The following is a 12,055-nucleotide window of genomic DNA, read 5'->3' as shown; positions in this document are numbered from 1 at the left end:
CCGCGTCAGGAGTGAGAAACGGAGACGGAACTGTCATGTGACGGCGAGTTCCCGGCCGCCGTGCGCACCTCACCCGCGCCGGCCTCACCTGGCTTCCCGCGCCCCGCGCGCCTCCGTCCGGCCGCACGCCTCCGTCCGGCCGCACGCCTCCGTCCGGCCGGGCGGAGGCCTCCCCGGCGTCCGGGGTCGCCGGCGGAGCCGCTGTCACCGCGGCCCTCCCCCGGTGCCGTCGTCCCGGCCGCCCGGATGCCCGCCCTCCGGGCCCGGCCCCTCGGCGGCGTCCAGCGCCTGGGCCAGCGTCTCCGCCAGGTGCCGGGCCCGCACCCCGGCCAGCTGTGCCAGCTGGGTGCGGCAGGAGAAGCCGTCCGCCAGGACCACCGTGCCCTCCTCGGCCTGCCGCACCGTCGGCAGCAGCTGCTCCTCGGCGCACGCCCGGGACACCTCGAAGTGGCCCTTCGTGAACCCGAAGTCGCCGGCCAGGCCGCAGCAGCCGCCGGCAAGGTCGCCGTGCAGGCCCGCGGCCGCGCGCAGCCGGCGGTCCGCCGTGTCGCCCAGCACGGCGTGCTGATGGCAGTGGGTCTGCCCGGCGACCGGGCGGTCCACCCGGGGCGGTGTCCAGTGCGGGGCATGCCGTTCCAGGGTCTCGGCGAAGGTCAGGACGCGTGCGGCCAGGGCGTGGGCGCGCGGGTCGTCGGGCAGCAGCTCGGGCAGGTCGGAGCGCAGGGCGGCGGCACAGCTCGGCTCCAGCACGACCACGGGGGCCGAGCTGCGCAGCACCGGTTCCATCAGGTCCAGGGTGCGGCGCAGCACCGCGCGGGCCCGGTCGAGCTGGCCCGTGGAGAGGTACGTCAGACCGCAGCACACCCGGCCGCGGCCGCGCAGCACGGCGAGGGGGTTCACGGTGACCGACCGCCCGTCGCCGACCGGCGGGCGGGGCAGGCGCAGGGTCGGCGGCAGCGCCACCCGCAGCCCGGCCGCCTCCAGCACCCGTACCGCTGCCCGGCCCACCGAGGGCGAGAAGTGCTCGGTGAAGGTGTCCGGCCACAGCACGACCAGCTCGCCCGCCCCCGCACCGGACCGCGGCCGCCGCCGGCGCCACCACCGGGTGAACGGCTCGGCGGCCAGGCGCGGGATCTGCCGTTCGGGGGCGATGCCGGCGAGACGCTTGGCCAGGGCGGCCAGGGGGCGCGGGGCGGTGAGCGCGTTGACGAGCGGTGCGGTGCGAGTGCGGGCCGTCCAGCGCAGCCACTCGGGGAGCCGTCCCATGCTGTAGTGGGCGGCCGGGCGGCGCCGCCCCTCGTAGTGGTGGTGCAGGAACTCCGCCTTGTAGGTGGCCATGTCGACCCCGACGGGGCAGTCGGAGCGGCAGCCCTTGCAGGACAGGCACAGGTCGAGCGCGTCCCTGACCTCCGTGGAGCGCCAGCCGTCGGTGATCAGCTCGCCGGCGAGCATCTCGTGCAGCAGCCGGGCCCGCCCGCGTGTGGAGTGCTCCTCCTCGCCGGTCGCGCGGAACGACGGGCACATCACCGCCGCGCCCTGCGCCTGGGTGGTACGGCACGTGGCGACCCCCACGCAGCGGCGCACCGCGGCGGTGAAGTCGCCGCCGTCGGCCGGATAGCCGAAGGCCACCTCGACCGGCTTCCTGGGCAGCACGGCGAACCGCAGCGAGGAATCCAGCGGGGCGGGGCGGACCAGCATCCCCGGGTTGAGCAGGTCGTCCGGGTCCCAGACGGCCTTGGCCCGCTCGAACAGGGCCACCATCTGCGGGCCGTACATCCTCGGCAGCAGCTCGGCGCGGGCCTGGCCGTCGCCGTGCTCCCCGGACAGCGAGCCGCCGTGCGCCACCACCAGGTCCGCCAGCTCCTCGGAGAACCGCCGGAACCGGGCGACGCCCGCCTCGGTGAGCAGGTCGAAGTCGATGCGGACGTGGATGCAGCCGTCCCCGAAGTGCCCGTACGGGGTGCCGCGCAGTCCATGCTCGGCGAGCAGGGCGCGGAACGCCCGCAGGTAGTCGCCGAGCCGGGCGGGCGGCACCGCGCAGTCCTCCCAGCCGGGCCAGGCCTCCGAGCCGTCGGGCATCCGGGTGGCCGTGCCGCTGGCGTCCTCCCGGATGCGCCACAGCGCGCGCTGCCCGGCCGGGTCCGTCACCACCTGCGCGTCGACGACGTCGGCGGCGCGCACGATCGCCTCGGCCCGGGCGCGTGCCTCGCCCGCCGTGCGCCCTCCGGTCTCCACGAACAGCCAGGCGCCGCCCCGGGGCAGGGCGGTCCCGGGGGCGCCGGGCACCAGGTCCCGGGCCATGCCCTCCACGGTGAGCGGCCCGAGCGGCAGCAGGTGGGCGGCGGCCTGCGCGGCCGCGCTCTCGTCGGCGTACCCCAGCACCGCCAGCGCCCGTGCCTCGGGTGCCTCCACCAGGTCCACGACGGCCTCGGTGAGCAGCCCGAGGGTGCCCTCGGAGCCGCAGAAGGACCGTGCCACGTCCGCGCCCCGCTCCGGCAGCAGGGCGTCCAGCGCGTACCCGGAGATGCGCCGGGGCAGCTGCGGGAAGCCGGTGCGCAGCCGGGCCAGCTCGCCCTCCACCAGCTCCCGCAGTCCGCTTGGCGCCCCGGCCCAGTTCCGGCCGAGCCGCAGCCGTTCGCCGCGCGCGGTGACCACCGACAGCTGGCGCACGCTGTCCGCGGTCGTGCCCCAGGCCACCGAGTGGGAGCCGCAGGAGTTGTTGCCGATCATGCCGCCGAGGGTGCAGCGGCTGTGCGTGGACGGGTCGGGCCCGAAGCGCAGCCCGTGCGGTGCGGCGGCCTCCTGCAGCCGGTCCAGGACCAGGCCCGGCTGGACGACGGCGGTCCGCGCGTCCGGATCGAGGGCCAGCAGCCGGTTCATGTACCGGGTGAAGTCCAGGACCACACCGGTGCCGGTCGCCTGCCCGGCAATGGAGGTGCCGCCGCCGCGCGCCACCACCGGCACCCCGCGCTCCCGGCACACTCCCAGCACCGCCGTCACGTCGTCGGCGTCGCGCGGCGCGACCACGCACAGCGGAACCCTGCGGTAGTTGGAGGCGTCCATGGTCGTCAGGGCCCGTGCCGTGGTGTCGCACCGCACGTCTCCGCGGACGTGCCGGCGCAGCCGGGCCGCGAGGTCACCCGCGTCACCGGCGGATCCGCGCGGGGCATGCTGAGCGGTCATGGTGTCAGCATGCCCGCGTCCCCGGGCGGCACGACCACGGAAACGAGGCGGCCGGGCGGGAAGGCCGCGCCGGTGTCGCCCCGGCCCGCTCCGGGACGCCTGGCGCCGCACCGCCCCCGCAAAGGCCGGCCCCACCTTCGCGCACTCCCCATTTCGGGTGAACACGGGCGCCCGTGACCCGGTCCCGCGACCCGCTGGTCTTCGTAGATCCCCACCAGTCCACGAGGCGGCGCACATCGTCTCATCGAACGGACACCATTCGGCCCGGTTTCGCCGAAGAGATACCCTCCGGCACGTGGCTGAGATCCGGATTCCCTCTGACATCAAGCCCGCGGACGGACGTTTCGGCGCGGGTCCCTCCAAGGTGCGGACCGAGGCGCTGGACGCCCTCGCCGCCACGGGCACGTCCCTCATGGGCACCTCCCACCGTCAGGCCCCGGTGAAGAATTTGGTCGGCCAGGTGCGCGAGGGCATCCGTGAGCTGTTCCGGCTCCCCGACGGCTACGAGGTGATCCTCGGCAACGGCGGCTCCACCGCGTTCTGGGACATCGCGACCCACGGCCTGATCGAGAACAAGTCGCAGCACCTCAGCTTCGGCGAGTTCTCCTCCAAGTTCGCCAAGGCCGCGCAGAAGGCCCCGTGGCTCGCCGACCCGACGGTCATCGCCACCGACCCGGGCACCCACCCGGAGCCGCAGGCCGAGGCCGGCGTGGATGTGTACGCCTTCACCCACAACGAGACCTCCACCGGCGTGGCCATGCCCATCAAGCGGGTTCCGGGCGCCGACGAGGGCGCGCTGGTCCTGGTGGATGCCACCAGCGGCGCCGGCGGTCTGCCGGTCGACATCGCCGAGACCGACGTCTACTACTTCGCCCCGCAGAAGTCCTTCGCCTCCGACGGCGGCCTGTGGATCGGCATCTTCTCCCCGGCCGCGATCGAGCGCGCCGAGCGCATCCACGCCTCCGGCCGGCACATCCCCGAGTTCTTCTCGCTGCCCACGGCGATCGACAACTCCCGCAAGAACCAGACGTACAACACCCCGGCCCTCGCCACGCTCTTCCTGCTCAACCAGCAGCTGGAGTGGATCAACGGCCAGGGCGGCCTGGACTGGGCCGTGCGCCGCACCGCGACCTCGGCGCGCACGCTGTACGGCTGGGCGGAGGACGTGAAGTTCGCGACCCCGTTCGTGACCGACCCGGCCAAGCGCTCGCAGGTCATCGGCACGATCGACTTCTCCGACGACATCGACGCCGCCGCCGTCGCCAAGGCGCTGCGGGCCAACGGCATCGTCGACACCGAGCCCTACCGCAAGCTCGGCCGCAACCAGCTGCGCATCGCGATGTTCCCGGCCGTCGACCCGGCCGACGTCGAGGCGCTGACCCGGTGCATCGACTACGTGATCGAGAAGCTGTAGAAGCTGTTGGCCGAGCGCCGTACAACACCAGGTACGGCACCGCGTACGGCTCCACGTACGGTTTTACAACGGCGTACGGACGCGTCACGACGGGTGAGCGGCGTACGGACGCGTATCGACGACGGGGCGCCCGGTGATCGATCCACCGGGCGCCCCTCGCGTTTCCCGGCCCTTCGCGTTTCCCGGCTCTGCGCGCACGCCCTCTCCTGCCGTCAGGCCCCGCCGGACCGGGCCGCCGCCTCCTCGGGGCAGGCGGTGCCGGTGTCCAGGGTGGCCTCGGCCCCGGCGATGACGGAGTCGAGCCGGTCCCGGGTGCGGGTCAGCTCCGCGATGTGCCTCTCGATGCGGTCTTGTTCCTGGGCCAGGCGCCGCAGCAGGTCGGGGGTGGCCCGTGCGGGCGGCGGCGTCAGTACGGCTCGTCCGACCGCGCGTCGTAGACGGCACGGGCCTCGTGCACGCGGTCGGCGTTCCTCTTCGCCCAGTCGGCAATGGCGGTGGTGAGCGCGCCCGCCTCACGTCCGAGCTCGGTGAGCGCGTACTCGACGCGGGGCGGGACGGTGGGATGGACGGTCCGGCTGACGAGGCCGTCGCGTTCCAGGTTGCGCAGCGCCTGGGTGAGCGACTTCTGCGTGACGCCCTCGATCTGCCGGCGCAGCTGCGTGAACCGCAGCGGCCGGTCGTACCCGCGCAGCACGCCCAGGACGTAGAGGGACCACTTGTTCGCCAGCACGCTCAGCACCGTGCGGGAGGGGCAGCCCTTCGCATACGTCACCTGCGAGTCGGTATCCATACGGTACCTATATATCCTTCCGGTGCCTTCTTCACAATCGATACCGCCCGCACCAGACTGACGACGTGTCCCTGAGCCACCGAAGGAGACGTCGATGATCCTGGTCACCGGGTCGACCGGCACGATCGGCCGCGAGGCGGTCCGCCTGCTCGCCGGACGCGGGCTGCCCACCCGCGCCCTGGTGCGCGATGCCGCGCGGGCGCCCGGGGACAGGTCCTGGAGCGGGGCGGAGATCGCCGTCGGCGACTTCGACCGCCCGGACACGCTGGACGCCGCGCTGCGCGGCACCGACACCGTGCTGCTCATCTCGCCCTCGGTGCCCGCGCAGGAGATCGCCGTCATCGACGCCGCCGTACGTCAAGGAGTGCGGCACATCGTGAAGATCACGAACCACAAGGCCACGGCCGGCTCGCCGGTCGCCCGCCGTCGCGACCATGCGCGGATCGAGGAGCATCTGCGGGCCGTCGGCCTGCCGCACACGCTGCTCGCGCCGAACCTCCTCATGCAGAACCTGTTCGCCCTGGCCGCGACGGTCCAGGAGACGGACGGGTTCGTGATGTCGGCCGGCGAGGGCCGCTGCGGGATGGTCGACGCCCGTGACGTGTCCGCCGCCGCGGCCGCGGTCGCGGCCGCTCCCTCGGCGCACGAAGGACGTACGTACCTGCTGACCGGCCCCGAGCTGGTGAGTTACGCGGACGTGACCGCCGGGCTGACGCAGGTGCTCGGGCGCACGATCGCCTACCGCCGGATCACGCCCGCCGAGCACCGGGAGGCGATGATCGCCGCCGGGCTGCCCGAGCCGGTCGCCACCTCCAACGCCCAGGTGTTCGGCCTGATCGCCGAGGGGGACGCCGCATGGCTGTCCGAGGACGTCACGACGCTCACCGGGACCAGGCCCCGCAGCCTGCGCACCTTCCTCCGCGACACCGCCGCTGCCTTCACCCGGTGACCGGCCCTCAGCCCCGCCTGCGCCGCAGCACTCCGAAGCCGACGAGCACCAGCGCCGCGACCGCGGCCAGGGCACCGACCGTGAGCGGCGTGCCGCTGCCGCCCACCGCACCGGAAAGGCCCGAACCTCCGCTCGGAGACGGGGCCTTGCTGCCGCCGGCGCCCGCCGCGCCGTCCGGCGCCTCCTCGGCCGTCACCGGGCTGTCGGCACCCTCGCTGCCGTACAGCAGCTTGGTGCCGTCGGCGCTGTAGGTGACCGACTCGCCCTGCCGTTGCAGCGGGACGTCCAGCCGCCCCTTGCGCTTGATCTTCCCGCCGTTCCAGTCGTAGTAGATCCCGCCGAAGTAGCCGCGCACGGCGAGCTGGGTGCCGTCCGGGGACAGGGCCGCGTCGGTGGCCCACAGGTCGACGGGGGCGACGGGCCGGAAGACGTTGACGCCGGTGGGCGACAGCCGCGCCGGGCCCTCGTACAGGTGCCCGCCGTCCTCGTGCTTGTCGATGATGTACGGGCGGCCGGTCTTCGGGTCCACGATCAGCGACTCGGCGTCGCGGGGGCCGTCGGAGTACTTCACCACGTACTGCGTGGCCCGGACGGTCTGGTCCACCAGTTTCTCCGGCTCGGGCAGCCGGTAGATCCACACGTACGGCCACCTGCCGCCCAGGTTGTCGCCGATGTCGCCGACGTAGATCTGGTCGCCGGGCCCGATGGAGACGGCCTCCACGTCCCGGGGCGAGCCGATGCCGCTGAGCGTGATGCGGGCGACCGTGTCGCCGGTGGCGCTGTCCACGGCGTACAGGTACGGGCCGTCGTCGCTGTCGTTGTGCGTCCAGTAGATGCCGGGGTGCAGACGCGAGGCGGCGAGCCCGCTGGACTCCGTGATCCGCGGGTCCTTGATGGTGAAGCTGTCATCCCCGTCGGCGGCGAGGGCGGGCACGGCGGACAGGCCCCCGGCGACAAGGACCGTGGCGAGCAGGACGGACGGTCGGCGCATGGGCCAAGCCTGCCATCCCCCGGGCACCGGGCGGGCCGGACGGGTGCTGTCAAGCGGAAGGCGTGCGCTTCCCGCCCGTGGGGGACTTCACGCGACACGTGCGCACGGAGTCGTCCATGATGTGCGGATGCTCAGGTTCATGCCCATCGGTGACTCCATGACGATCGGCAGCGCGGGGGAGCACACCTGGCGCTACCGGCTGTGGCAGCATCTGCGCGCCACCTGCGACGAGGAGTTCACGCTGGTGGGCCCCCGCGAGACGCTGTACGACAAGGCGACGGACGCGCCGGTCTCGCTCGACTACGCCGGCCGCGACCCCGGCTTCCCCCGCGCCCATCTGGCCGGCTGGGGCGAGGGCTGGATCCACATGGCCCCGGTCGTCGAGGACGCGGTGCGCACCTGCCGCCCGGACGTGCTGCTGGTGTCGCTGGGCCTGATCGACCTCGGCTTCTACACCGACGCCGGGCAGACCATCGACAACGTGCGCGCCTTCGTGGCGGGCGCCCGGGCCGCGAACGACCGCATCCGCATGGTCCTGCTGCCGGTGATCCCCAACGTCCGCGCCCGGCAGGACGAGCCCTTCGCCGCCCAGGTGGACCTGTTCAACAAGCTGCTGGCCAAGACGGTGGCCGACCTGGACGAACCCCGCTCCCCGCTGCTGCTGGCGTCCCCGCCGGACGGCTACGCCATCGACACGCACACCTACGACGGCACCCACCCCAACGAGCGCGGCGAGCACGCCCTCGCGGCGGCGTTCGCGACGACACTGCATCAGGCGTGGGGCATCGGAGGGGAGTACACGGCCACGCGCACGGCATGAGCGGAACCCAGCGTGTCTCGGACGGCGTGCGTACCGTTGTACCGGGCGGCTGCACTCGTGTGAGGCAGCCGGGGAGGAGCGCCACGATGACCGTCCTCGAAGACAGGATCGAGATGGCCGAGGAGAGGAACGAGCTGACTCTGGACGAGCTGTTCGAGTCGCTCGAGCGGACCACCCCCGAGGGTTACAAGGTCGAGATCGTCGAGGGGGCCATCTTCATGTCGCCGCAGCGGGACACCCACTGGGAGATCATTCTCGACATCGTGGAACAGCTGCGCGCACGGTTCCCCCGCCGACGCGTCAAGTCCGACGTCCGTGTCGACTACCCCGGTCACCTCAACGGCTTCGCCTCCGACGTCACCCTTGTCTCCGAGAACGCCGAGAAGACTCCGGCAGGGCTGTGGAGCTGCGACGACGTGGAATTCGTCGCCGAGGTCATCTCGAAGGGCACCGCGCAGAACGACTACGGCCCCAAAAAAACCGCGTACGCCACCGCTGAGGTACCCGTCTACCTCGTGGTCGATCCCTACCAGGGAAAGTGCCACCTGTACAGCCAGCCGAAGGACGGCGACTACCTCAGCGAACTCACGGTCGCCTTCGGCGCCGACGTCGACATGACCGCCACCCCGGTCGGTCTCGTCCTGCGTACCGGAGAGTTCCCCCGCGACTGACCGGCTCCGGATCTTGCCCTGGGCCGTTTCTCGGCGTTGGCTTGGGGACCATGGACTACACGCAGCTCGGACGCACCGGTCTCAAGGTCAGCCGGCTGGTCCTCGGCACCATGAACTTCGGTCCGCAGACCGACGAGGCGGACAGCCACGCGATCATGGACGAGGCGCTGGACGCCGGGATCAACTTCTTCGACACCGCCAACGTCTACGGCTGGGGCGAGAACAAGGGCCGCACCGAGACCATCATCGGCAACTGGTTCGCCAAGGGCGGTGACCGCCGCGACAAGGTGGTCCTGGCGACCAAGGTGTACGGCAACATGGGCCCGGACGGTCCGGCCTGGCCCAACCACGACAAGCTCTCGGCACTGAACATCCGGCGGGCCGTCGACGCCAGCCTGAAGCGGCTGCGGACCGACCACATCGACGTCTACCAGTTCCACCACATCGACCGGGACACCCCGTTCGAGGAGATCTGGCAGGCCGTCGACGTCCTCGTCCAGCAGGGCAAGATCCTGTACGTCGGTTCGTCCAACTTCCCCGGCTACAAGATCGCCCAGGCCAACGAGATCGCCGCGCGCCGCGGCGGCACCATCGGCCTGGTGAGCGAGCAGTGCCTGTACAACCTGGCCGAACGGCGCGCCGAGATGGAGGTCATCCCGGCCGCGCAGGACTACGGCCTCGGCGTCATCCCCTGGTCGCCGCTGCACGGCGGGCTACTCGGCGGGGTGGTCAAGAAGGAGGCCGAGGGCGGGCGCCGCTCCTCCGGCCGCGCGGCCGACGCGCTGAACGACCCGGCCCAGCGGGCGAAGATCCAGGCCTACGAGGACCTGGTCGACAAGCACGGTCTGCGGCCCGGCGAGGTCGCGCTGGCCTGGCTGCTCACCCGTCCCGGAGTGACGGGGCCCATCGTCGGCCCGCGCACCGCCGAGCAGCTCCGGTCCGCGCTGCGGGCGGTGGAGCTGAAGCTGAGCGAGGAGCTGCTGGCCGGCCTGGACGAGATCTTCCCGGGCCCGGGTCCGTCCCCTGAGGCCTTCGCCTGGTGAGACACCGTCCGGTCACCGGTGGCCGGTGGCCGGTGGCGGCCGTGCCCGGCATCACTTGCCGAGCGCGGCCGCCAGGGCGACGACAGCCAACATCAGCACGAGCGCACCGGCCATGATCCGGTTCCGGGTTGTCGGGTCCACCCTTCGAGACTAACGGGCCCCGTTCAGCGGCCAGCGGCCGACCGTTTCATAACTCGGCTGTGCGCCCGGCACCCCGGCCCCGGGGGGCCGGCTGCTCACGAGGAGCAGTTCGTCCACGGTCCACGGCCGGCTGGAGAAGTCCTGCAGCGCCCGCACCCAGGGCCGGACGTCCACCGTGTGGCGGCCGCGGCCGCGGGCCACCGTCAGATGCGCCGTGTAGGGCCGGTGCTCGCCCATCGGCACACCGGCCTTGCGGGCGGCCGCCTCCGCCCGCGAGGCCAGCAGCCTCAGGGTGCGCAGATCGCCGTCCGCGCCGGCCCACAGGGCGCTGCCGCGCCCGAACCGGCCGCCGCCGCGCAGGGCGAGCGAGAAGGCGGGGGTGCGGCCTGCCGCGCGGCCCAGCCGGTCCGACAGCTCGGGGACGGTGCCGGCGTCCACCTCGCCGTAGAAGGCGAGCGTGAGGTGCCAGCCCGGCCGGCCGGTCCAGCGCAGGCCGTCGGCGCCGGGCAGCCGCCGCAGCTCGGCGACCGTGCCGGCGAGCCGGTCGACGACGTCGTCCGGCGGCACCAGCGCCGCGAAGAGTCTCACGAGGCCAGTGTCCCCGGCGGGCGCCCCGCGATCCAGTGGCCGCAGGCCGGCCCTCCGGCCGTCCGCGGGGCGCGTCCCGGGTGTCGGGCCAGGCGGGGTCAGGCCGCCGGGGCCAGCTCCTCCCGGCCGTCCTTCGGCACGAACCGCACCTGCGGGTGGCCGTGGTGCCAGCCCACCGACAGCCGCAGCCCGCCCGCGCGGGCCAGCAGCAGTCCGATGGTGACGGCCGCGACGAGGGAGACCGCCCCGCCCACGGCGAAGCCGGCGCGGGCGCCCCAGGTGTCGGTCATCCAGCCGACCAGCGGCGCGCCCAGCGGGGTGCCGCCCACGAAGACCATCATGAACAGGGACATCACCCGGCCGCGCATGGCGGGGTCGGTGCCCATCTGCACCGTGGTGTTCGCGGTGACGTTGACCGTCAGGCCGAAGACACCGATCGGCGCCATCAGCAGGGCGAACAGCCAGTACTCCGGGGCCACCGAGGCCACGATCTCCAGCGCGCCGAAGGCGGCGGCGGCCGCGATCAGCAGGCGCAGCCGGGCGGTGCCGCGGCGGGCGGCGAGCAGGGCGCCGACCAGCGAGCCGACCGCCATCACGGTGTTGAACAGGCTGTAGGCCCCGGCACCCGCGTGGAAGACGTCGTCGGCGTAGGCGGACAGCCACACCGGGAAGTTGAAGCCGAAGGTGCCGATGAAGCCGACCAGCACGATCGGCCAGATGAGGCCGGGCTGGCCGGCGACGTAGCGCAGGCCCTCACGGAGCTGGCCCTTGCCGCGCGGGGCGCGCTCGACGACGTGCAGCTCACGGGCGCGCATCAGCAGCAGACCGGTGATGGGGGCGGCGTAGGACAGGCCGTTGGCGAGGAAGGCCCAGCCGGTGCCCACCGAAGTGATCATCACGCCGGCGACGGCGGGGCCGATGAGCCGGGCGGACTGGAAGTTGGCGGAGTTGAGGCTGACCGCGTTCTGCAGCTGCTTCGGGCCGACCATCTCCGAGACGAAGGTCTGGCGGGCCGGGTTGTCGAGGACGGTGGCCAGGCCCATGACGAAGGCGGCGAGGTAGACGTGCCAGACCTGGACGTGGCCGGACAGGGTGAGGCCGGCGAGCGCGAGGCCGGTCAGGGCCATCACGGACTGGGTGCACAGCAGGGTCGGCCGCTTGGGCAGGCGGTCGACGAGGACGCCGCCGTACAGGCCGAACAGCAGCATCGGCAGGAACTGCAGGGCGGTGGTGATGCCGACCGCGGCGGAGGAACCGGTGAGGCTGAGCACCAGCCAGTCCTGGGCGATGCGCTGCATCCAGGTGCCGGTGTTGGAGACGACCTGCCCCATGAAGAACAGGCGGTAGTTCCTGATCTTCAGGGAGCTGAACATCGAGGACTTACGGGGGGAGTCGGTGGAAGTCTGGGAATCGTGGGTGGTCGGTGCGGGGGCGGAGTTGTCTCCCGATCCCGTACTCAAAGGGT

Annotated in this window: 10 protein-coding genes; 5 read left to right on the top strand and 5 right to left on the bottom strand. The window is 73.0% G+C overall.

Annotation, left to right across the window (positions count from 1 at the left end; genetic code table 11):
- Positions 1-204: 204 nt before the first annotated feature.
- Positions 205-3,183 carry an FAD-binding and (Fe-S)-binding domain-containing protein gene (locus IE286_RS09785; protein WP_189796231.1) on the bottom strand — a complete coding sequence of 993 codons (2,979 nt, stop codon included), beginning with the start codon at positions 3,181-3,183 and terminating at the stop codon, positions 205-207.
- 295 nt (positions 3,184-3,478) lie between these two features.
- On the opposite strand from IE286_RS09785, the gene serC reads away from it, so the two are divergent.
- Positions 3,479-4,597, top strand: coding sequence for a phosphoserine transaminase (serC, locus tag IE286_RS09780; RefSeq protein WP_189796230.1), 1,119 nt, complete (start codon positions 3,479-3,481; stop codon positions 4,595-4,597).
- 406 nt (positions 4,598-5,003) lie between these two features.
- On the opposite strand, the gene IE286_RS09775 is transcribed toward serC, so the two are convergent.
- A complete protein-coding gene (locus tag IE286_RS09775; protein ID WP_189796229.1) occupies positions 5,004-5,387 on the bottom strand; it encodes a winged helix-turn-helix transcriptional regulator in 384 nt (127 codons plus the stop codon).
- A 94-nt stretch (positions 5,388-5,481) separates the two neighbouring features.
- Between IE286_RS09775 and IE286_RS09770 the strand changes: the two genes are divergently transcribed.
- Entirely contained in the window at positions 5,482-6,336 is an 855-nt protein-coding gene (locus IE286_RS09770; protein WP_189796228.1) for an NmrA family NAD(P)-binding protein, read from the top strand.
- Between the two features lie 7 nt (positions 6,337-6,343).
- Here the strand turns inward: IE286_RS09770 and IE286_RS09765 are convergent, their stop codons facing one another.
- Entirely contained in the window at positions 6,344-7,327 is a 984-nt protein-coding gene (locus IE286_RS09765) for a WD40 repeat domain-containing protein (RefSeq protein WP_189796227.1), read from the bottom strand.
- Between the two features lie 127 nt (positions 7,328-7,454).
- Between IE286_RS09765 and IE286_RS09760 the strand changes: the two genes are divergently transcribed.
- The 3 genes from IE286_RS09760 (at position 7,455) to IE286_RS09750 (ending at position 9,861) form a co-directional block, all read left to right on the top strand.
- Positions 7,455-8,147: a GDSL-type esterase/lipase family protein gene (locus IE286_RS09760; protein ID WP_189796226.1), complete on the top strand. Its 693-nt coding sequence runs from the start codon at positions 7,455-7,457 to the stop codon at positions 8,145-8,147.
- A gap of 86 nt (positions 8,148-8,233) precedes the next feature.
- Positions 8,234-8,818 carry a Uma2 family endonuclease gene (locus IE286_RS09755; RefSeq protein WP_189796225.1) on the top strand — a complete coding sequence of 195 codons (585 nt, stop codon included), beginning with the start codon at positions 8,234-8,236 and terminating at the stop codon, positions 8,816-8,818.
- A gap of 50 nt (positions 8,819-8,868) precedes the next feature.
- The gene (locus IE286_RS09750) at positions 8,869-9,861 is read left to right on the top strand and encodes an aldo/keto reductase (RefSeq protein ID WP_189796224.1); all 993 of its coding nucleotides are present in this window, start codon (positions 8,869-8,871) and stop codon (positions 9,859-9,861) included.
- 150 nt (positions 9,862-10,011) lie between these two features.
- Here IE286_RS09750 and thpR read toward each other — a convergent pair whose 3' ends face one another.
- Positions 10,012-10,590, bottom strand: coding sequence for an RNA 2',3'-cyclic phosphodiesterase (thpR, locus tag IE286_RS09745; protein WP_189796223.1), 579 nt, complete (start codon positions 10,588-10,590; stop codon positions 10,012-10,014).
- A 98-nt stretch (positions 10,591-10,688) separates the two neighbouring features.
- Complete coding sequence (locus IE286_RS09740) at positions 10,689-12,050, bottom strand: MFS transporter (protein WP_189796222.1); 1,362 nt, start codon at positions 12,048-12,050, stop codon at positions 10,689-10,691.
- Positions 12,051-12,055 lie beyond the last annotated feature (5 nt).

This window comes from Streptomyces thermodiastaticus (genome assembly GCF_014656135.1).
GTDB lineage: Bacteria > Actinomycetota > Actinomycetes > Streptomycetales > Streptomycetaceae > Streptomyces > Streptomyces thermodiastaticus.
This window is presented reverse-complemented; position numbering and strand designations above follow the sequence as displayed.